At 63.7% G+C, this 19,908-nt stretch carries 21 protein-coding genes; 16 read left to right on the forward strand and 5 right to left on the reverse strand.

The window, feature by feature from the left end; translation table 11 throughout:
• Positions 1-26 precede the first annotated feature (26 nt).
• Positions 27-872, forward strand: a complete 846-nt coding sequence (locus tag SK1NUM_RS06770; protein ID WP_212326984.1) for a DUF3097 domain-containing protein — start codon at positions 27-29, stop codon at positions 870-872.
• A 9-nt stretch (positions 873-881) separates the two neighbouring features.
• Positions 882-1,673 (forward strand): inositol monophosphatase family protein, encoded by a 792-nt coding sequence (locus SK1NUM_RS06775; RefSeq protein WP_212326986.1) that lies wholly within the window; start codon positions 882-884, stop codon positions 1,671-1,673.
• On the opposite strand, the gene SK1NUM_RS06780 is transcribed toward SK1NUM_RS06775, so the two are convergent.
• Entirely contained in the window at positions 1,659-2,507 is an 849-nt protein-coding gene (locus tag SK1NUM_RS06780) for an MBL fold metallo-hydrolase (RefSeq protein WP_212326988.1), read from the reverse strand. The two genes, SK1NUM_RS06775 and SK1NUM_RS06780, sit on opposite strands and share 15 nt — an antisense overlap.
• An 86-nt stretch (positions 2,508-2,593) precedes the next feature.
• Here SK1NUM_RS06780 and hrcA point away from each other — a divergent pair, with 86 nt between their 5' ends.
• The 3 genes from hrcA to SK1NUM_RS06795 are packed head-to-tail and all read left to right on the forward strand — an operon-like array spanning position 2,594 to position 5,526.
• A complete protein-coding gene (gene hrcA, locus SK1NUM_RS06785) occupies positions 2,594-3,601 on the forward strand; it encodes a heat-inducible transcriptional repressor HrcA (protein WP_212326990.1) in 1,008 nt (335 codons plus the stop codon).
• A 3-nt stretch (positions 3,602-3,604) separates the two neighbouring features.
• Positions 3,605-4,771, forward strand: coding sequence for a molecular chaperone DnaJ (gene dnaJ, locus SK1NUM_RS06790; RefSeq protein ID WP_212326992.1), 1,167 nt, complete (start codon positions 3,605-3,607; stop codon positions 4,769-4,771).
• A complete protein-coding gene (locus SK1NUM_RS06795) occupies positions 4,768-5,526 on the forward strand; it encodes a 16S rRNA (uracil(1498)-N(3))-methyltransferase (RefSeq protein WP_212326994.1) in 759 nt (252 codons plus the stop codon). The genes dnaJ and SK1NUM_RS06795 overlap by 4 nt, the downstream gene beginning before the upstream one ends.
• On the opposite strand, the gene SK1NUM_RS06800 is transcribed toward SK1NUM_RS06795, so the two are convergent.
• On the reverse strand, positions 5,482-6,330 hold the full coding sequence (locus SK1NUM_RS06800; protein WP_212326996.1) for a diacylglycerol/lipid kinase family protein: 849 nt from the start codon (positions 6,328-6,330) through the stop codon (positions 5,482-5,484). The genes SK1NUM_RS06795 and SK1NUM_RS06800 overlap by 45 nt on opposite strands.
• Positions 6,331-6,352: 22 nt before the next feature.
• Here SK1NUM_RS06800 and tgt point away from each other — a divergent pair, with 22 nt between their 5' ends.
• A complete protein-coding gene (gene tgt / locus SK1NUM_RS06805; protein ID WP_212326998.1) occupies positions 6,353-7,576 on the forward strand; it encodes a tRNA guanosine(34) transglycosylase Tgt in 1,224 nt (407 codons plus the stop codon).
• 177 nt (positions 7,577-7,753) lie between these two features.
• Here tgt and SK1NUM_RS06810 read toward each other — a convergent pair whose 3' ends face one another.
• Positions 7,754-8,446: a queuosine precursor transporter gene (locus tag SK1NUM_RS06810; protein ID WP_212326999.1), complete on the reverse strand. Its 693-nt coding sequence runs from the start codon at positions 8,444-8,446 to the stop codon at positions 7,754-7,756.
• Positions 8,447-8,528: 82 nt separating this feature from the next.
• Between SK1NUM_RS06810 and SK1NUM_RS06815 the strand changes: the two genes are divergently transcribed.
• Entirely contained in the window at positions 8,529-8,960 is a 432-nt protein-coding gene (locus SK1NUM_RS06815; protein ID WP_212327001.1) for a DUF5709 domain-containing protein, read from the forward strand.
• A 3-nt stretch (positions 8,961-8,963) separates the two neighbouring features.
• On the opposite strand, the gene rpmF is transcribed toward SK1NUM_RS06815, so the two are convergent.
• Together rpmF and SK1NUM_RS06825 are read right to left on the reverse strand one after the other, a co-directional pair.
• Positions 8,964-9,143, reverse strand: a complete 180-nt coding sequence (rpmF, locus tag SK1NUM_RS06820; RefSeq protein ID WP_212327003.1) for a 50S ribosomal protein L32 — start codon at positions 9,141-9,143, stop codon at positions 8,964-8,966.
• Between the two features lie 58 nt (positions 9,144-9,201).
• The gene (locus tag SK1NUM_RS06825) at positions 9,202-10,224 is read right to left on the reverse strand and encodes a LacI family DNA-binding transcriptional regulator (RefSeq protein WP_212327005.1); all 1,023 of its coding nucleotides are present in this window, start codon (positions 10,222-10,224) and stop codon (positions 9,202-9,204) included.
• 127 nt (positions 10,225-10,351) lie between these two features.
• Here SK1NUM_RS06825 and SK1NUM_RS06830 point away from each other — a divergent pair, with 127 nt between their 5' ends.
• From SK1NUM_RS06830 to SK1NUM_RS06870, 9 genes are all read left to right on the forward strand, one after another.
• On the forward strand, positions 10,352-11,524 hold the full coding sequence (locus tag SK1NUM_RS06830) for a Gfo/Idh/MocA family protein (RefSeq protein WP_212327014.1): 1,173 nt from the start codon (positions 10,352-10,354) through the stop codon (positions 11,522-11,524).
• Positions 11,521-12,537, forward strand: a complete 1,017-nt coding sequence (locus tag SK1NUM_RS06835) for a sugar phosphate isomerase/epimerase family protein (protein WP_212327016.1) — start codon at positions 11,521-11,523, stop codon at positions 12,535-12,537. Before SK1NUM_RS06830 ends, SK1NUM_RS06835 begins: the two co-directional genes overlap by 4 nt.
• Positions 12,538-12,682: 145 nt before the next feature.
• On the forward strand, positions 12,683-13,609 hold the full coding sequence (locus SK1NUM_RS06840) for a PhoH family protein (protein WP_223927879.1): 927 nt from the start codon (positions 12,683-12,685) through the stop codon (positions 13,607-13,609).
• Positions 13,606-14,088 (forward strand): rRNA maturation RNase YbeY, encoded by a 483-nt coding sequence (gene ybeY, locus SK1NUM_RS06845; protein ID WP_212327025.1) that lies wholly within the window; start codon positions 13,606-13,608, stop codon positions 14,086-14,088. The genes SK1NUM_RS06840 and ybeY overlap by 4 nt, the downstream gene beginning before the upstream one ends.
• 180 nt (positions 14,089-14,268) lie before the next feature.
• A complete protein-coding gene (locus SK1NUM_RS06850) occupies positions 14,269-15,570 on the forward strand; it encodes a hemolysin family protein (protein WP_212327027.1) in 1,302 nt (433 codons plus the stop codon).
• Entirely contained in the window at positions 15,563-16,489 is a 927-nt protein-coding gene (gene era / locus SK1NUM_RS06855; protein WP_212327029.1) for a GTPase Era, read from the forward strand. The genes SK1NUM_RS06850 and era overlap by 8 nt, the downstream gene beginning before the upstream one ends.
• Before the next feature lie 129 nt (positions 16,490-16,618).
• Entirely contained in the window at positions 16,619-18,349 is a 1,731-nt protein-coding gene (leuA, locus tag SK1NUM_RS06860) for a 2-isopropylmalate synthase (protein ID WP_212327035.1), read from the forward strand.
• Positions 18,342-19,175 (forward strand): metallophosphoesterase, encoded by an 834-nt coding sequence (locus SK1NUM_RS06865; protein WP_212327037.1) that lies wholly within the window; start codon positions 18,342-18,344, stop codon positions 19,173-19,175. Before leuA ends, SK1NUM_RS06865 begins: the two co-directional genes overlap by 8 nt.
• 22 nt (positions 19,176-19,197) lie before the next feature.
• A complete protein-coding gene (locus tag SK1NUM_RS06870) occupies positions 19,198-19,866 on the forward strand; it encodes a pentapeptide repeat-containing protein (RefSeq protein WP_212327039.1) in 669 nt (222 codons plus the stop codon).
• Positions 19,867-19,908: the final 42 nt, after the last annotated feature.

The raw sequence follows: 19,908 nt of genomic DNA on the forward strand, positions 1-19,908 counted from the left end.
GGGTGCCCGCGTCTATGGTGTGACGAATGGATCGTTACCGCGATGACGTGCTGCGTCCGGGCTGGCAGCAAGCCCACCTCAAGAAGACCCGCGATGTTCCTGTGGAGAAGGATCTCGTTGTCGAATTCGACGACTTCTGCGGGGCGGTCGTCGGCTGGGAGAACGGCATCGTCGTGCTGGAGGACCGGAAGGGGAAACGGCGCAGCTTCCCTTTCGGGCCAGGATTCCTGCTCGAGGGTGAGCCGGTTGCGCTGCAGCCTCCGTTGCGAGTCACAAATTCAAAGACTCGTTATACCGCCTCCGGTTCCAGGGTCTCGGAGGCCCCCGCCCAGGCAAAAGTGGCGTTGCCATCCCGCATCTACGTTGAGGGCCGGCACGACGCGGAGCTGGTCGAGAAAATCTGGGGGGCTGATCTGCGGCACGTCGGGGTGGTCGTGGAATACCTGGGGGGCATCGACGACCTGCCCGGCGTCGTCGCTGGGTTCAACCCCGGGCCGGGACGGCGTCTCGGGGTGCTGGTCGATCACCTGGTGCCGGGCAGTAAGGAGTCCCGGATCGCCGAACAGGTGGCGAGGGCCGGCTACCGGGACCATGTTCTCGTTACCGGCCACGAGTTCATCGACATCTGGCAGGCCATCAAACCCGAACGTATCGGCCGCAAGGCCTGGCCGCGGGTTCCCAGGGACCAGGATTTCAAGAAGGGGACCCTCCAGGCCCTCGGCCTACCACATGCAGATCAGGCTGACATCGCCCGTGCCTGGCAGGCGATGCTCGCACGGGTCCGGACGTGGCGTGATCTCGAACCTCAGTTGAACCAGCGCATGGAGCTGCTGATCGATTTCGTCACGCAGGATCACCTTGACCTTGGCTAATGTGAGCATATGGACACCGCAGCCATCCTGGAATTGATCAAGGAGATCGCAGAGGCAGTCATCAATCCCCGGTTCCGGGCACTTGAGCAGAAAGACGTGGAGACAAAGTCCTCCGCGAATGATCTGGTCACCATTGCAGACAAAGAGGCCGAGGCCCATCTTGCCGAGACATTGCGCAGGATCTATCCCGGTGCGCTGGTGATCGGCGAGGAGGCGGTGTTCGTCAATCCGGATCTGCGCCGCAGACTGCCCGGCGCAGATCATGCTCTGGTGATCGACCCGATTGACGGGACCCGCAACTTCGTCAGGGGACGGATGGAACATGGCGTGATGCTGGCCGAGACCCGGGCAGGGGTCACGACCCGAGGATGGATCTGGCAGCCGCAGACCGGTCGCGGCTACGTGGCGGAGAGAGGAGCCGGAGTGCTCTTGAACGGGGAGCCGATTGTGCCGGAGAAGCACGACCGGCTACCGCTCGGCGCTTCGTCGAGGGAGCGCCTGCAGGGATTCACGGCCGAGGGTGAGCTCTCGCCGGTGGCCCAGTCCTATTTCGCCTGCGCCTTCGACTATCCGAGGGTGCTGCACGGGGAACTGGACTTTATCCAGTACACCAAGATGCTGCCGTGGGATCATCTGGCGGGATCCCTCATGGTGGTTGAGAGCGGCGGTGTCTCCCGGACCATGAACGGTAGTGACTACACAGCCGCGTCCGATACCAGGGGGCTGATCGTGGCGAGCAGCGAGCAGATCTGGGATAAGGTCCGCGCATGCTGGCCGGTGGGCTCGTCAGGCAAGCGGTAGCTGCTTTCGTGGCTCCAGGCCCCGTCGTGCCAGGTCCTGGTAGAGCAGGGGCAGCATAATCTGCATCGTTTCCAGGCTGAAGGGCCAGTCGGCGGCCCCGAGCGCGTCTTGAACCATGACCCCTCGATGCACGAGATCCTCCACAGTGCCTTGGACCATGGCGATCTCGGCACGCTGCCGGAAACAGAAGTCCCGGTCCACCATGAGCGACCATGGGTCTGTGAGGCCGTGCCCCGGCACGAAGCGAGTGGCCTCAGTGGACGCGCCCAGCACCCCGTCCAGGACCTTCGGCCAGTTCCTGAAGTCGGATGCTGTGCTGAACTGTGGATCACCTGCGCTCTCGACGAGATCACCCATGAAGATGACATCCTCACCAGGGACGACTGCGACGATGTCGGCCTGGGTGTGAGCGGGTCCCAGATGAAGCATTTCGATACGCACCCGTCCCAGGTCCAGGGACTTCGCCAGGACGAAGGTCTCATCGGCGGCGGGCAGTGGCGATAGTCCGATGGCGGCAGCGGCATCAAGGGTTTCAACCTCAGGGGTGCTGGCTAGGTCCTCGTGGGCTATGGCCGTCACTCCCTCCATTCCAGCCAGGCCGAACCAGTGGTCGTGGTGTGGATGGGTGATCACCGCGTGGGTGACCGGCACACTGATGAAGTCGCGTGCTTGCTTCAGCAGTTCCGCCCCCTGCTGAGGTGTCGACCCGCAGTCGACCAGCGCGGCGCGTTCCTGGCCGGCAACCAGCCCAGCGGTGACGCCGTAGGGCTGCAGGACGCTGATGTGTACGGAGGGGCTCACGGATTGCCACGGGCCGATAGACGCCTTGCGCATGGCCCGAGACTACAACGGCGGAATGTATTGCGCGGGTGCTCTACACTGGCACTCGCGCGCTTCGAGTGCCAGTGAGGAGGTGACCCATGCTCGACGACCGGAAGATGCAGGTGCTGCGTGCCATCGTCACGGACTATGTGGCAAGCCGGGAACCTGTCGGCTCCAAAGCGCTTGTGGAACGGCATCAGCTTGGTGTGTCCCCGGCCACGGTTCGCAACGACATGGCGGTCCTGGAGGAGGAAGGCTACATCGCTCAGCCTCACACGAGTGCCGGACGTATCCCCACTGACAAGGGGTACCGGCTTTTTGTGGACAAGCTTGCCACCATCAAACCACTCTCCGCGGCTGAGCGCAGGGCCATCAATGCCTTCATGGCCGGGGCGCTGGACGTCAACGATCTTGTCACCCGCACAGTCCGCCTGCTGGCTCAGCTGACTCACCAGGTGGCGATTGTGCAGTATCCCGCAGCCCAACGTAGCACTATCGCGCATGTGGAACTGGTGCAGCTGGCGCCGGGGCGGCTTCTCGTGATCATGGTCAGCTCCACCGGCCGGGTGGATCAGCAGATCCTAGAGCTTCCGGGGCTGGGAGCTGAGGATGTTCACTTGGCAAGCCTGAAACTGCGGGAGGCCGCTCTTGGGTATACCGCTGCTGATGCGGCGACACGCATCGCCGTGACCCTGGATGAGCTCGACCCAGCCAGGCGCGTTCGGATAAATCCGGTCTTCGCCGTTGCGCTCGAGCTGCTCGGCGCCGATCCAGTGGCACAGGTTGTGGTGGCGGGTGTTCCCAACCTCGCCGGGCACTCTTTCACAACTGGGCTGCGGCCCCTGCTGGAGGCTCTCGAGGAGCAGGTCGTGCTGCTGCGTCTCCTTGATGAGGCCACCAGTGATGACGTCACCGTGCGCATCGGAGCCGAGAATACCCCTGAGGGATTCAAATCCACCTCGCTGGTGGCCACCGGGTACTCGGTTGGAAACGAGCGTGCTGCTTCCCTGGGAGTGGTCGGTCCCACTCGCATGGACTATCCCTCCACCATCGCATCCGTACGTGCCGTCGCGCGGTACGTGAGTCGCATCCTCACGGAAGGCTGAGCATTGAGCAAGGACTACTACGAAATCCTCGGGGTCGATGAGGAGGCCACGACGGAGCAGATCAAGAGGGCCTACCGCCGCAAGGCGATGAAGGTGCATCCTGACGTGGCCCAGGGCGAGGATGCTGCTGAGAAGTTCAAGGAGCTCAGTGAGGCCTATGAGGTGCTCAGTGACTCCAACAAACGTGCCATTTACGACCAGGGCGGCGACCCGCTTGGACGAGGTGGAGCCGGGGGAGCTGGCGGCTTCGGCGGGACTGGTTTTGGTGGGTTTGATTTCTCCACCATCATGGATGCCATGTTCGGTGGTCAGGCGGCCGGCCGCGGCCCGAGATCCCGTACTCAGCGGGGGCAGGATGCGCTGGTCAGGACAGGGCTGGAACTGCATGAGGCTGTTTTTGGATGCACGAAATCCATCAGGATCGACGCGGCAGTGGTGTGCCCGCGGTGCCAGGGCTCAGGCGGGGCGCCCGGGTCTCAGCCGGTGACCTGCAGCACGTGCCATGGCCAGGGCGAGGTGACGACGGTGCAGCGCAGTTTCATCGGGGACATCCGTACTGCCCAGCGATGCCCCACCTGCCAGGGATTCGGGACCATCATCCCGGAACCCTGCGTCGAGTGTTCCGGGGAGGGACGGGTGCGCAGCTCGCGTGACGTTTCCGTGCGTATCCCCGCTGGCGTTTCCACTGGAAACCGGATCCACCTGGAAGGACGCGGCGAGGTGGGACGCGGTGGCGGTCCCGCCGGTGACCTCTACGTGGAGCTGGTGGTTGCTGAGCATGACCGGTTCCGTCGTGACGGTGACAACCTGGAGACGGTGGTGACCTTGCCCATGACTGCTGCCGCACTGGGCACCAGCATCGACGTGAAGACCCTGGAGGCCGAGTGGGAGGGCTCCGAGGAGGCGGACCGGAAGGTTACCGTCGAGGTTCCAGCCGGTATGCAGTCAGGTGCCCGGATCCCGCTGAAGGGGCGCGGTGTGCCACGGCTGCGCGGTGGTGGTAGGGGAGAGCTGGGAGTCACCTTCGTGGTCGAGACTCCCCGGAAACTGGATGACAGGCAGCGTGATCTGCTGCGTCAGCTCGCGGAATTGCGGGACGAGACCAAGGTCGAGGCCAAGCACCCCGGTCACAAGGGGGTCAGGGGCTGGTTCAAGGAGACCTTCGGGTGAGCGATGCGCTTTTCCTCGCTGAGATCGGTCAGGCGGGGATCGGCGGAGTCGTCGAGGTCACCGGTGACGAGGCCCGGCATGCGGTGACGGTCAAGCGCACAAGGGTGGGAGAGAGTGTGCTGCTGTCCGACGGTGCCGGCCGCGCTGTCCGGGGATGCATTACGAGCACCGGGAAGGACAGGTTCTCAGTTGAAGTCACTGAGATACTGGGGAGTCCTGCCCAACCCCATCGGTTCGTGGTGGTGCAGGCACTCGCCAAAGGCGATCGCTCTGAGTTCGCGGTCGAGATCATGACCGAGGTGGGGGCAGACGAGATCATCGCCTGGCAGGCGTCACGCTCTATCGTGCGCTGGCGCGGGGAGCGTGGGGCCAAGTCGCTGGGCCGGTGGGCTGCGACCGCTCGTGAGGCCACGAAACAGTCCAGGCGGTTCCGCATTCCCAGGGTGTCGGCAGCCAGTACCGGCCAGGTGGTGGAGAGAATCCGTTCTGCTGCCCTGGCCTTGGTGCTGCATGAAGCCGCTGAGCAGTCCATCACGCACCTCACATTGCCCGGGGAGGGGGACGTCCTGCTGATCGTCGGCCCGGAGGGTGGGATCAGCCCGGAAGAACTGAGCTGGTTCCAGGAGGCGGGGGCTGTTCCAATCCGGATCAGCGACGGTGTACTGCGTACCTCCACGGCCGGCGCGGTTGCTCTCGGACAGCTCAGCGTTCTAGCAGCGAATCAGCAGGGCCCCAGGGTCGATCCACGCCTCTAGCGAGGAGATGCCTGGGAACAGGTCACCATCGATCTGCGCCATGACCGGGGCCTCAGACTCGATGAGCACGTGCCCGGTGCCCCAGCGGTGCAGCTTGCCCGCATCCCGCCGGGACCGCGCAATTCCCGTGTAGGCGACCGGTATCCAATCGGCCCAGCTCCTCACACCGAGATGCAGCACATGGAGTCTGCCGTCGTCGGGCCGGGCGCTGGGGAACATTGAGGCCGTTGGTATCTTGCCGATATTGCCCGCCAGAACTGTCCAGGCCTCGACAGGCTGTCCGTTGATCTTGAAGGGAATCCGGGGCCTGCCCGCGGTTTTCAAGCCAGCCACGGCGTAGGCCAGCCAGCCGAGCCGCCTCTTCGATTCAGTGCGCACCTCCGAGATGGTCTCGGCGTCCCGTCCCATTCCCGCCGCCACGAGAAAGGGGCTGGCAGCACTGCCGTCGAGACTGGCCCACCCGAGATCCACGGCGCGAGGAACTCCCTGCGTCGCCACTTTCCTACCGTACATGCCTAGCGGAATCCCAAGATTCCTGGCATAGACGCACGCGGTTCCCGTGGCGAGGATTCCCAGCGGCACGCCGCTGCCGGCCAGGGCGCCCGCGACAAGACGCTGAGTGCCATCACCACCCGCGACGACCAGGCTCTCGGCTCCGTCGGAGAGCGCCTGCGCCACCTGGGCGGGCCCAGGGGAGTCCGGGGTTGTCCGGTAGGTGCGGATAGGTCCGAAGGCCGCAAGTTCTCGTTCCGCGGCCGCTGCTCCCTCATGGATCGGGTTCAGGATCAGCGCCGTGAAAGACATGGGTCAACGGTAGCCTTGCCCGGTGAGTTTTGGATTTGAACTGGCTGTGCGATCGGGTAAGAGAGCACGCACGGGAGTGATACACACCCCCCACGGCGACATCCGCACCCCTGCCTTCATCCCCGTTGGGACAAAGGCGACGGTCAAAGCCGTGCTGCCCGAGATCATGGCGGATCTCGGAGCCCAGGCGTTGCTGGCCAACGCCTACCACCTCTATCTGCAACCCGGCTCCGACGTGGTGGATGAGGCCGGTGGGCTGAGTCGTTTCATGAACTGGCCCGGTCCCACTTTCACAGACTCTGGGGGATTCCAGGTGATGAGCCTCGGCGCCGGGTTCAAGAAAGTGCTGGCCATGGACACCAAGGGTCTCGTCGGCGATGACGTGATAGCGGAGGGGAAGAAACGACGCGCTCACGTCGACGAGGATGGTGTTACCTTCTTCAGCCATCTCAATGGCGCCCGTCTCCGCTTCACTCCCGAGGTGTCAATGACCATCCAGCATCAGCTGGGTGCCGACATCATGTTCGCCTTCGATGAACTCACCACCTTGATGAATACCCGCGCGTATCAGGAGGCCTCGGTCGAGCGCACTCACCGGTGGGCTATCCGATGCCTGGGAGCCCATGCCGTCCTGACGAAGGAACGTTCCGGTAAGCCATACCAGGCCCTGTTCGGGGTGATTCAGGGGGCCCAGTATGAGGACTTGCGGCGAAAGGCTGCCCATGACCTGGCTGCGCTTGAGGTGGATGGTTTCCGGTTCGACGGGTTTGGGCTTGGAGGCGCACTGGAGAAGGAGAACCTGGGGCGCATCATCGGCTGGATGGTGGAGGAGCTGCCTGAGGACCGCCCCCGGCACTTGCTTGGCATCTCTGAACCCGAGGACCTCTTCGAGGCGGTGGCGGCTGGTGCTGACACCTTCGACTGCGTGAACCCATCACGGGTGGCCCGCAACGCCGCCATCTACACGGCTGAGGGACGCTATAACGTGACCACCGCACGGAACCGCCGTGCCTTTGAACCGCTTGAGGAGGGCTGCGACTGCTACACCTGCACCCACTACACGCGCGCCTACCTACACCACCTGTTCAAGGCGAGGGAGATGCTCGCTTACACCCTCGCCACCATTCACAACGAGCGTTTCACCGTGCGCCTGGTCGACAGGATTCGCCTGAGTCTTGAGACAGGTGGGTTTGAGGATTTCCGCGCAGAATTCATGGGACGTTATGCCGTACGGAACCGGGGCTGAAGGTGGCCGGGCGCGGATTCACCATGAGATTCCCCGCTAGCAGCAGGTGCTGCGTGTGGGGTCTAGGTGCTCGTCATAGCAGGGTGAAAGAGAACCCAGCGGATCGTGCCCTGGCGATGACCTATAGCCGAGGATGGCTGTGCACCGTGGGCTGGCCATCCCTTGCCGGCGGGAACTCTACGAAACCGGTGTGAGCTCCGGCTCGCGGCATCGGACCAGGGCGATCACCCGGTAGGTGATGGGGAGCAGGACCGCCTCCACACTCACCTTGAAGACATAGCCGACGACGATGTAGTTCAGCATCGTGCCGCCGTCGATCTCGCCACCGAATGCGATCAGGCAGAAGATGGTGGTGTCGGCTGCCTCACCCACCACCGTTGAACCCAGCAGGCGTGCCCACATGCCCCGTCCGTCGCGCCACTGTTTCAGTTTCACCAGCACCCAGGCGTTCAGAAACTGGCCGACCAGGTAGCCGGCCAGGGAGGCTGTGACGATCCGCGGAACGAAACCGAGGACAGCCACGAAAGCCTCCTGGTTCTCATATCCGGGGGCGGCCGGGGCGGCACCTACCGCCAGGAAGGTGAGCGAGGCGAGCAGCGACACCCCGAAGCCCAGCAGGATGGCCCGCCGGGCTCCTCGCATTCCGAAGACCTCTGCCAGGACATCGCCCAGCACGTAGGTGAGTGGGAAGAGCAGGGCTCCGCCATCGGTGATGACCGGCAGGACCGGCAGCCCGAAGGGTGACCACTCGGGGCCGAAGGCGATCAGCTTCGTGGCGGCCACATTCGAGATCAGCAGCAGTGAGACGAACAGCGCCACCACCAGGTCGTAGTTGCCCCGGGAACGGGGTATTGCATCCAGCTGGCTCACCGGGGCATTGTACGTCGCGGACCGTGAGGGAATCCACGCCGGATGGCAGGCACAAAGCCTGTTGTGGTGGCAGTATTGGGGCATGGAAGACATCGTCGACTTCAACACCCAGGTTCCCGAGGAAGCCGAGCAGCTGGACCAGCTGCAGGAGGGGGACTCCCTGATCAACCGCGGCGTGGACGATGTGCTCGACGAGGGTTACACCACACCCGAGCGGTGGTCGGTGGCCCAGGGCTTCGGCAACACCGTCGCGGAGATGCACCAGGGCGAGACCATCGAGCAGCGGATCCGGCAGGAGCAACCGGAGCTTCACCATGATGCTGCCCCCTGGAACCCTGAGGGGGAGGAACGCGAGGTTGGACGGGAGAGAGCTGGCCGTCTGATGCGGGTTCAGGGGTCCGGTCGTGAGGACACGCTCGGCGTCGACGTCGGATTCGCCGGTGGGGCCGCAAGCGCGGAGGAGGCTGCCATGCACATCATCGCCGATGACGAGGATGACTCCGGCGAGCTGTGAAACTCAGTGCCGGAGGTCGTCGACGCTCAGCATGCCGGATGAGTAGGCGCGGACCAGGCGCCGTGGCACCTTGAAGGTCTCACCCGCGATCCGGATCGGGACCAGGTCTGTCAGGGAGGCCTTCCACTGCGCCCGCCGGGAGCGTGTGTTGGACCGGGATTTCCTGCGCTTGGGGACTGCCATCGGGGCTCCTTCCTGAAACAGATGCTAATGATAACCAGTTTCTGAAAGTTGGTAAAAGCTACCCGGCTGTTCTGCCGGTGTGCCCGGCAGCCCTGGCTGATGACGAACGGGCAACCAGACTGGTGGCCAGGACGACATGCCGGGGCGGTGCATCGGGAGCGGCGAACCGGCGCAGCAGCGCCTCCGCGCACGCGATCCCCGCGTCAAAAGCGTGATTGTCCACCGTTGTGAGGCTCAGGAAACGGCTCTGAGCGAGCTGGGAATTGTCGAATCCGACGAGTGACACGTCGTGCGGGACCCTTCTGCCGGTCTCCTGCAGTGCGGCCCGGGCACCCAGGGCCATGGTGTCGTTCGCGGTGAAGACCGCGGTCACCTCAGGGTGCTCTCTCAGCAGCTCAGCGGTGCCCAGATAGCCGCCCTCCTCGTTGGTCTGGTGCGAGAAGCCGACGATCCATGGTGCCTGGCCGGCCGCCTCCATACAGCGTGCATAGGCCTGCCTCCGGATGGTGGCGGACCCTCCAAGACCGGTCACATGCCCGATGCGCTCGTGTCCCAGGGAGTGCAGATGGTCCATCAGGAGTCTCACGCCCTGAGGCTGGTCGCTGTAGATCAGGTCGGCTCCCGCGATCGTGTTGCATCGGGTCCCCTCCAGTACCACAGGGATCCCGGGATCCTCGAAGTCTCGTCCTGGCTCTGCAGCCACGACCAATGCATCCACTTGAGTGTCGCGGAAGCCGTCAATCGCGTTGGCCACTGTGCCGCCGAGCGTGAAATGCTCGCGGACCGCGACGTGGAAGCCGTGCGGTCCCATCGTGGTGCGCAGCCCGTTCAGCAGCTCAACGAACCAGGGATTCCTGAAGTCGTCGATGACCAGGCCGATGGTCCTCGTGCGACTGCTGGCCAGCGAAGAGGCGGCCTGGCTGCGGCGGTAGCCGAGCCTCCGGATCGCTTCCTGTACGGCCTCTCGTTTGGCTTCGGCCACCAGAGGTGACTGATTCAGAACGAGCGAGACCAGTGACTTCGACACCCCCGCCTCGCGTGCGACGTCGTAGATGGTCGGTCTTGCCGGCCGCAAAGCCATCGCCTCTCCTTCCTGGGAGTCCGTCCGGAGTCAGCGTCGCGTCGACGTGGCATGTGTTGACGTGGCGTGCACAAAATCTTACAGTGAGGCTATTTGGACCGCTCCAAATAGCCGTCGAGGAGGATGCATGACCATAGGGATCGCTGTCATCGGGGCAGGCATGGCTGGGAAGGCACACGCCGCCGCCTACCGGGTCGCTCCCACGCTGTACGACTCCACGCTTCCTGATCTGCGGTACGTCTCCATCTGCGACGTGAACCCTGAGATCAGCCAGGCCACCGCCCGGCGCTACGGCTATGAGCGGGGTGACACTGACTGGCGCGCCATCGCAGGTGACCCCGGCATTGACGTGGTCAGCGTCGTCATAGCCAACAGCCTGCACCTGGAGGTGGTCAAAGGGCTTCTTGAGGCCGGCAAGCACGTGCTGTGCGAGAAACCCTTGTCTGACACACTGGCTTCCGCCCGGGAAATGGCCAGGCTGGCTCAGGAGGCATCCACGCTGGCCCGTATCGGCCTGACCTATCAGCGCCAGCCCGGTATTGCAGCCATCCGGGACTGGATCCGCGACGGCACGCTCGGCAGGGTGCATCACTTCTCGGGCCGCTACTGGTGCGACTACGGCTGCGACCCGATGGCGCCGATCAGCTGGCGATACAAGGGGCCGATGGGATCGGGAGCGCTTGCCGACGTTGGAAGTCACCTGACGTATCTCGCCGAGTTCTTGTGCGGAGAGGTCACGGCCGTCTCCGGCGGGGCCTTCACCACCGTCGTCGCAGAGCGCCCAGTCCCGCTGGGCAATGTGATCGGGCATGAGCTGGCCGCCGTGTCTGACCGCATGGAGGCTGTCGAGAACGACGACTACGCCACCTATACAGCCACCTTCAGCCAGGCCGCTGGCAGCCTTGAGGCATCACGAGTGGCGGCTGGCTATCCGAACGGGCTCGCCATAGAGGTGTTCTGTGAGAACGGCGCGGCGAACTATCACCAGGCCAGGCCATCCCAGATACGGCTGTACCTGAACGGCAACCAGCCGGGTGCGAACGGCTACCGCACGGTAAACCTGGGTGCAGATCATCCCTATGTGTCCGCCGGCATGCCCATCGATGTTGCTGGCGTGGGGTTTGGTCAGAACGAGGGATTCGCCTACCAGGCGCGGGCCTTCCTTGAGGAGGTCGTGGGGATTCCGGAGGAGAGGTCCCTGCCGCGCAACGCCTCTTTCGGGGAAGGCGTCCACAACATGGAAATCCTGGCTGCCGTCGTCCAGTCGGCGGAGCGTAATGGAGAGCAGGTGAAGCTGTGAAGCTGGGTGTCTACAACGCGGTCCTGCACGATCGCCCCCTGGAGGAGGCGGTCGAGGTGGTGGCTTCGCTTGGCCTGGGCGGCATCGAGATCAACTCGGGCGGTTTCCTGGCGCCGGTGCACATCCCTGAGATCGACCAGATCATCGCAGACCCGTCAGTTGCCAGGAAATACCTGAGGAGGTTCGACGGCACAGGTGTTGAGATAGCTGGCCTCAACTGCAACGGCAACCCCCTCCATCCCAATCCGGTGATTGGCGAGAAGCACGCCGAAGATGTGCGCCGCACCATCCGTGCCGCGGCCGCGCTGGGACAGACCAGGGTCGTCACGATGTCTGGCCTGCCCGGCGGGGAGCCCGGAACGCGGCATCCGAACTGGATCGTCAACGCCTGGAACTCTGCAGCACTCGACGTCCTCGATTACCAATGGGAGATTGCCGCGGAGTTCTGGAGCGGAATCGATCAGCTGGCCAAGGACCATGGGGTCAAGGTGGCGCTCGAACTGCATCCTCAAAACCTGGTCTTCAATACCCGTGATGTCCGCAAACTGATCCAGTTGACAGGGGCGGCGAACATCGGGGTCGAGATGGATGCCTCGCACCTGTTCTGGCAGCAGGCTGATCCGGTGGCTGTGGTGCGTGAGCTCGGTCCTTTGATCTTCCACGCCGCCGCGAAGGACGTCCGGATCAACGTCGAGAATGCCAGGCTGAATGGTGTCCTGGATAACGGTTTTCGGCGGCTTGCACCCGACGAGCCGCGCGTTAATCTCGGCGGTGATGAATGGGCCAATGAATGGCCGAGGGATTCCTCGTGGGATTTCGTCGCTCTTGGCAAGGGACATGACGTGGCCTACTGGACCGAGTTCATCCGGGCCCTGTACGAGGTCGACCCTGATATGTGCCTGAACATCGAGCATGAGGACACGGAGCTGGGACAGATAGAGGGACTCCAGGTGGCTGCCGATGTGCTGATGTCAGCCTGGAGGACCTTCGAGGCTGAGCAGTTGAAGGGCTGAGCTAACCATCCTTCCCTGAGTCCCAGCGGCGGAACCTCTAAGCTGGATTGCCATGGGCTCAGGTGGTCTGGGTCGTGAAAGGGAACCTGTGGGAGAAGAAGTCCAGCGAGCGAGCCGAGTGATCATGGTCCCACCATCCATCGACATGGTGACGCTGCTAGGGCCCCGAGATACTTTCCTCCGGGTGTTGGAGGACCGGCTGTCCGCGGACCTCCACGTGCGGGGCGGGCAGGTCACGCTCACCGGAGACCCGGAGGCTGTGGCTGCAGCTGACGAGGTGCTGACAGAGCTCATCACGATCATCCGCACCGGGCAGGGACTTACCGAGGAGACGGTGGAACGGGTCATCGGCCTTACCGCCGGTGAGGTGAAGCCCTCCGAGATTCTCACCACCGACATCATCTCCGCGCGGGGCAGGACGGTCCGGCCCAAAACGCTCAACCAGAAGCGCTACGTGGACGCCATCGACCGGCACACGGTGGTTTTCGGGATCGGCCCGGCAGGCACCGGCAAGACATACCTGGCCATGGCCAAGGCGGTACAGGCGCTCCAGGCCAAACAGGTGAGTCGCATCATCCTGACGCGCCCCGCGATTGAGGCGGGGGAGAGGCTGGGCTTCCTGCCCGGCACCCTAAGCGACAAGATCGACCCGTACCTGCGTCCCCTGTACGACGCCCTGCACGACATGGTCGAGGCTGAGTCGGTACCCAAGCTCCTGACCTCCGGCACCATCGAGGTCGCACCGCTGGCCTACATGCGTGGCCGCACGCTCAACGACGCCTTCATCATCCTGGACGAGGCCCAGAACACCTCATCGGAGCAGATGAAGATGTTCCTGACCCGCCTCGGGTTCGGCTCCAAGGTCGTGGTGACGGGCGATGTCACACAGATCGATCTCCCTGGCGGGGTACGCAGCGGGCTCCGCCAGGTCACCCAGATCCTTGACGGCCTGGAGGACATCGCATTTTGCACCCTCACGTCCCGCGACGTGGTGCGTCACAGACTGGTCGGCAAGATCGTCGCAGCCTACGATTCCTATGACAGCATCCAGCAGGGCAGGGGCGGTAGATGATCGACATCAACAACGAGTCCGGGGTCAAGGCGGACGAGCTGGGATTGGTTGCCCTGGCCCGGTTCGCTCTCAGCCGGCTGCGTATCCACCCTCAGGCAGACTTGTCGATCCTTTTGGTGGATGAGGCCACCATGGCCGAATACCACCAGCGTTTCATGGACTTGCCCGGCCCGACAGACGTGATGAGCTTCCCGATGGACGAGTTGCGAGAGCCCTCCGACGACGAGGATCCGCCGCTGGGCCTGCTCGGCGACATCGTGCTGTGTCCTCAGGTGACGGCCAGGCAGGCAGCGGAGAACGGCCGGGAGCCAGACGCTGAGGCCGAGTACCTCCTGATCCACGGGCTACTTCACCTGCTCGGGCACGATCATGCCGAGCCTGAGGAGAAGGCCGTCATGTTCGGCCTGAACGACCGGATCATCGCTGCCTGGGAGGTGGCGCGCAACAACCGCCGCAGCGACCGTGCAGCAGGTCAGTGAAAAGCCCCATAGGCAGATTCCTGGGGGATATCACCGGCTGGGATGAGGCCCGCCGCCGCGCATTGCGCTCCGGTGATGCCCCGGCACCTGGCCGTTGCGAGTTGGTCGGCTCCCGCTGGAGGAATCTCCTAAACTGGGAACCCGGATATTTCTTGTTCAAGGTTGGTTGATCACATCCACATGCTTCAATCCCAGTGGATAGAACTGGCTGCTGCATTCGTCTGCGCGGTCATGGCCTCTTTGCTCGTTGCAATCGAGACTGCGCTGACCGGGTTCTCCCGGGCCCGGGCGGAAAAACTTGCCGCGTCGGGAGCACGTGGTGCGGAGCGGGTCCGGATGATAGCGCAGGACCCAGCCCCCTCGATCAACGCCGTGATGTTCACCCGGATGTCTCTCGAGGCAACGGCGATGGCGCTCATAGCCCTGGTCGTTTTCCAGAGCCTGGAGGGCACGGGGCTGCGGCTGGTGACGCTGGTGGCGATCCTGCTGGTCGTCTTCTTCATCCTCTGGGGAGTGGCGCCGAGAACGATCGGAAGACAGCATCCTGAGAGGATCATGCGGGCCTTTGCTCCCTTGGTGTCGCTGCTGACCACGGTGCTTGGCCCCGTTGCCCAGCTGATGATCCTGCTTGGGAACGCGCTGACCCCTGGACGGGGTTTCTCAGATGGCCCGTTTGCCTCAGAGGCCGAGCTGCGGGACCTGGTCGATATCGCCGAGGCCCACGAGGTGATCGAGGCCCGTGAGTCGAAGATGATCCATTCAGTCTTCGAGCTGGGTGACACACTCGTCAAAGAGGTCATGGTGCCGCGCACCGACATGGTCTGGATACCCAGTGACCGCACCCTCAGACAGCTGTTGTCGCTGGCGCTGCGGTCTGGTTTTTCCCGTATCCCCGTGGTGGGGGATGGCGGCATCGACGATGTGCTGGGTGTGGTGTACCTGAAAGATGTGATGCGGCGTGTCTATGACTACCCGGATGCGGAACGCAGCGAGACCGTTGGCGACCTGATGCGCCCGGCCAGCTTCGTTCCCGACTCCAAACCAGCATCAGAACTGCTGCGTGACATGCAGCTCAGGCACTCGCATCTCGTGATCGTGATCGACGAGTTCGGGGGCACCGCGGGGCTCTGCACGATGGAGGACATCGTGGAGGAGATCGTCGGTGAGATCGTCGATGAATACGACCACGAGATTCCCGCTGTGGCGGAGCTCCCTGAGCCAGGGCACTACCGCATCAGCTCGCGGCTTCCCGTCGATGAGCTGGGAGAGCTGTTCGGCATCCCGTTACAGGACGAGGAGGTCGACACTGTGGGCGGGCTCATGGCGAAACTCTTGAACGTGGTCCCCATCCCAGGCTCCAGCGTCACATATGAGGGGATCGAGATGCTGGCTGATCGTGCCGTGGGGCGCCGCCATCAGGTGGGGACTGTACTGGTGCGGCTTGCTTCGGAGAAATCCGAGGAGGAGGAAACCAATGACTGACCATCCATTCCACTCTGGTTTTGCATGCTTCGTCGGACGTCCCAACGCGGGGAAATCCACTTTGACCAATGCCCTGGTGGGCCAGAAGATAGCGATCGCCTCATCCAAGCCGCAGACCACCCGGCATGTGGTGCGGGGCATCATTACCTGCGACTTAGGGCAGGTGGTTCTGATCGACACACCAGGACTGCACCGTCCCCGCACCCTGCTGGGAGAACGGCTCAACGCACTGGTCCGTGAGACGTGGTCCGAGGTCGACATCGTTGGTGTCTGCTTGCCTTGCGATCAGCGGATCGGTCCTGGGGACCGTTACATAGTCTCGCAGCTCGCGGAGCTGCCGAGTCGTCCGCAGCTGGTGGCCTTGGCCACCAAGACCGATCTGGTCAGCAAAGAGCGGGTGCTGTCCCATCTGGTCGATGTCTCGGCCCTGGCTGAGGAGCTCGGTGTTCAATGGGCTGAGGTGGTGCCCTGCTCGGCCATCAGCAACGATCAGGTTGACACCGTCCGGGAGGTGCTGCTGCGCCTCCTCCCTGAGGGACCGATGTACTACCCAGACGCTGAGGTCACCGATGAGCCCGAGGAGACACTCATCGCCGAACTGATCCGGGAAGCCGCCCTGGAGGGGGTGCGCGACGAGCTTCCGCACTCCATCGCGGTGGTGATCGATGAGATTCTGCCTCGCCCCGACCGGCCGGAGGACAAACCGCTCCTGGACGTGTTTGCCTCGATCGTGGTGGAACGCGACTCCCAGAAGGGGATCATCATCGGTCACAGGGGGACCCGGCTGCGGGAGATCGGGATGGCCGCGCGGCTACAGATCAACCGGCTGCTGGGGACGCCCGTCCACCTGAGCCTGCACGTCAAGGTGCTGCGGGAATGGCAGCGCGACACGAAATACCTCAACAGGCTCGGTTTCTAGTAGGCTGCGGGCGTGGCAGAGCGATTCTTTCTCCTTCGCTGCCGCGGCGAGGCCCAGTCCTGAACCGGCCAGCCTCCTCGCTGCGGAGCTGTCGCATACCTGGCTAACAAACCCAGCAAGGAGAGGTCAATGACCCGGATTCAGCCAAAACCCATTCAGCTGCCCACAGCAATGCCCGTTGGGCGCTACCGGGCTTTCGAGCCGGTCGCTGTGCCGGACCGCACCTGGCCTGGCAACCGCATCACGAAGGCACCGCGCTGGCTGTCCACCGACCTTCGCGACGGCAACCAGGCCCTCATCGATCCGATGACCCCGAGCCGCAAGATGCGGATGTTCGAGCTGTTGGTGGCGCTGGGGTACAAGGAGATCGAAGTGGGATTCCCGTCGGCCTCCCAAACCGACTTCGACTTCGTCCGGCAGCTCATCACCGGTGCTCGTGTGCCCGAGGACGTGACCATCTCGGTGCTCACCCAGGCCAGGGAAGACCTGATTGCTCGGACCGCGGAATCGTTGATTGGAGCGCACCGGGCCACCATCCACATGTACAACGCGACATCTGAGCTGTTCCGGCGCGTGGTCTTCGGCATCGACGAGGCTCAGTGCATCAACTTCGCCACCCACGGCACAGAGCTGGTCATCAAATACGCGGAGAAGCACCTGGGAGACGTCGAGTTCGGCTATCAGTACAGCCCGGAGATCTTCACCCAGACCCCGACTGATTTCGCCATCGAGGTGTGCAACGCCGTCGCCGAGGTCTGGCAGCCAACCGGGGAACGGGAGATCATCTTCAATCTTCCCGCGACCGTGGAGCGTTCCACTCCCAACACCTATGCCGACCAGATTGAGTATTTCTGCCGGCATATCCGGGACAGGAACTTCGTTGCGGTCTCGCTGCATCCACACAATGACCGGGGCACTGCCGCCGCGGCCGCTGAGCTGGGGCAGATGGCCGGAGCGGACCGGGTTGAGGGCTGTCTGTTCGGGCACGGCGAACGCACGGGAAACGTCGATCTGGTGACGCTGGCGCTGAACCTGTACACCCAGGGGATAGACCCGCAACTGAACTTTCACGACATCGACCACGTACGCCGTACCGTCGAGTACTGCACCGGGATAGCGGTGCATCCCCGCCACCCCTATGCCGGTGATCTGGTATACACCGCCTTCTCTGGCTCCCACCAGGACGCCATCAAGAAGGGGCTGGAGAACCTGGAACGGCAGGCCGCCGCTGCAGGGAAGGCTGTCTCGGAGATCGAGTGGGAGGCCCCGTACCTGCCGATCGATCCGCATGATGTTGGCCGGAACTATGAGGCGGTGATCCGAGTGAACTCGCAGTCTGGCAAGGGCGGCATCGCATACCTGATGAAAACCGAGGCGAAGATGGAGCTGCCGCGGCGCCTCCAGATGGAGTTCAGCCGCATAGTGCAGCAGCGCACTGACGCTGAGGGGGGCGAACTCTCCCCGAAGACCATCGTCAGTGTATTCACCGACGAGTATCTTTCCGAGGGCCCCTGGATCCTGGTGTCGGCGGGATCATCGTCACAGAACGGGCAATTCCGCATCACCGCGACAGTCAGGGACCCGGCTGGCCGTGACATCCAGGTCGAGGGTGAGGGCAACGGTCCTGTCTCGGCCTTCGTCGACGCCCTGGCAGAGACCGGAGCCCAGGTGCGGGTCCTCGACTACTCGGAGCACGCCCTCGAAGCCGGCGGCGACGCGAAAGCAGCGGCCTACGTTGAGTGTGAGATCGGGACCGGCGACGAGGTCCAGGTGCTCTGGGGGGTTGGCGTCGATCCGTCGATCACCAGCGCATCCATGAAGGCCATCCTCTCGGCGCTGAACAGGGGGACCCATGCCTGAGCCGGGAAAACATCTGTGGCGGAAACGCCTTGCCATCGCACTCGCAGTCACCGTCTGCGCGGCAGCGGCTATTGCCGGCGAGGTATATCGGGAGGTGAACACCACCCGGCTGGTCACCGAGACCACCAGCACCGACAAGCTGGCCGGGGAACTCCGGATCATGCAGCTCAGCGACATTCACGTGCGCGACAACTCAGCCCAGCTGGCGAGCATCGTGAGCCAGATACGCGACGCGGCACCAGACCTGATCGTCATAGCAGGAGACACCCTCAACACCTACAACGAGACCCTGGACCCGCTGCAGGAGCTGTTCTCCCAGCTTGCTGAGCTCGGGGTACCGATGTATGCGGTCCTGGGAAATCATGACCACTGGTCCGAGGAACTGCCGCAGTTGCTTGACCTGTACGCCAGGTATGGCATCAAGCTGATCGACAACAGGCATGAGGTGGTCACCGGCGGCTTCGGCACCTTCACCCTGGTGGGGGCAGGAGATGCCTTCACCAGTCATGCGCACCTGGCCGAGGCCTTGGAAGGTGCCCCCGAGGGATTCCGGTTCCTGCTGACCCACGCCCCAGAGATCGCCCCCCAGCTCGAAGCTGCGGACATCGACTATGCCGTCTGCGGGCATACGCACGGCGGACAGGTGGCCTTGCCCTTCATCGGAGCCCTCTACGCTCCCGGGCAGGGACTTTTCCCGAAGTACAGCCGTGGCCGCTACCAGGTGGGGAAATCGACGCTATACATCGATTCCGGCGTTGGGGTGACGGAACCAGACGTGAGGTTCCTGGTGCAATCGCAGATCGTGCTCCACATCTTCAGGCCCTGAGCCCCGGTGCTGTCCTGACCTGGTGGCTGAAAGGATCAGTCTTGTGCATTCCGGCGATGGGCGCCCTCAGAGACCGCACGTGGATCTCGCCGGGCTCTCACCCGGCCGGCTGGAGGTCGGCATTGATCTGGAAGGTGCGCGAATAAACGGGGACTGCTCTGGCATCCAGGCACCGGATGTGCGTGCGTTGGAATGTGAACTCGCCGACGTTGTCGCTGACGATGCGCGGTTGTGTGGCGGGCACTGGGCAGAGTGCCGGTGGCGGCGCGTCCAGGCTACGGTGATCGACCTGGCCGACTCGGTGTTGCGTGACATTCTCTGGGAGGAGGGGCGCTTTGGCGCGGTGGAGCTCAATGGGAGCACATTGACCCGGGTCCTGATCCGCGGCTGCAAACTCGGCTATATCAACCTACGCCACGCCAAGGTGACGGATCTCACAGTCGCGGACTGCGTCGTCGGTGAACTGGATATCGCTGGTGCCCAGCTGAAGCGAGTGCAGATAACCGGCTCCGAAGTCGGTAGGCTCGCGCTTTCTGGATCGCGTTCCGAGCATGTCGACATATCCGGTGCGCAGCTATCGCATCTCGATGGCGTGGAGGCGTTGAGCGGGGTGGTTGTCTCTGAGGCTCAGGCGATGGACCTGGCGCCGACGCTCGTCCGGCATCTGGGAGGACGGGTGCTTGATCCCTGAGGCTTTCTGCGCCCGGCTTTTTCCTGCTTTCCAGGGGCAATC

It is taken from the genome of Arachnia rubra, assembly GCF_019973735.1.
Classification (GTDB): domain Bacteria; phylum Actinomycetota; class Actinomycetes; order Propionibacteriales; family Propionibacteriaceae; genus Arachnia; species Arachnia rubra.

Coding starts and splice junctions, on each gene's coding strand:
- SK1NUM_RS06770 (WP_212326984.1), top strand. CDS start 27: ATGGATCGTTACCGCGATGACGTGCTGCGTCCGGGCTGGCAGCAAGCC.
- SK1NUM_RS06775 (WP_212326986.1), top strand. CDS start 882: ATGGACACCGCAGCCATCCTGGAATTGATCAAGGAGATCGCAGAGGCA.
- SK1NUM_RS06780 (WP_212326988.1), bottom strand. CDS start 2,507: ATGCGCAAGGCGTCTATCGGCCCGTGGCAATCCGTGAGCCCCTCCGTA.
- hrcA (WP_212326990.1), top strand. CDS start 2,594: ATGCTCGACGACCGGAAGATGCAGGTGCTGCGTGCCATCGTCACGGAC.
- SK1NUM_RS06800 (WP_212326996.1), bottom strand. CDS start 6,330: ATGTCTTTCACGGCGCTGATCCTGAACCCGATCCATGAGGGAGCAGCG.
- SK1NUM_RS06815 (WP_212327001.1), top strand. CDS start 8,529: ATGGAAGACATCGTCGACTTCAACACCCAGGTTCCCGAGGAAGCCGAG.
- rpmF (WP_212327003.1), bottom strand. CDS start 9,143: ATGGCAGTCCCCAAGCGCAGGAAATCCCGGTCCAACACACGCTCCCGG.
- SK1NUM_RS06825 (WP_212327005.1), bottom strand. CDS start 10,224: ATGGCTTTGCGGCCGGCAAGACCGACCATCTACGACGTCGCACGCGAG.
- SK1NUM_RS06830 (WP_212327014.1), top strand. CDS start 10,352: ATGACCATAGGGATCGCTGTCATCGGGGCAGGCATGGCTGGGAAGGCA.
- SK1NUM_RS06840 (WP_223927879.1), top strand. CDS start 12,683: ATGGTGACGCTGCTAGGGCCCCGAGATACTTTCCTCCGGGTGTTGGAG.
- ybeY (WP_212327025.1), top strand. CDS start 13,606: ATGATCGACATCAACAACGAGTCCGGGGTCAAGGCGGACGAGCTGGGA.
- SK1NUM_RS06850 (WP_212327027.1), top strand. CDS start 14,269: ATGCTTCAATCCCAGTGGATAGAACTGGCTGCTGCATTCGTCTGCGCG.
- era (WP_212327029.1), top strand. CDS start 15,563: ATGACTGACCATCCATTCCACTCTGGTTTTGCATGCTTCGTCGGACGT.
- leuA (WP_212327035.1), top strand. CDS start 16,619: ATGACCCGGATTCAGCCAAAACCCATTCAGCTGCCCACAGCAATGCCC.
- SK1NUM_RS06865 (WP_212327037.1), top strand. CDS start 18,342: ATGCCTGAGCCGGGAAAACATCTGTGGCGGAAACGCCTTGCCATCGCA.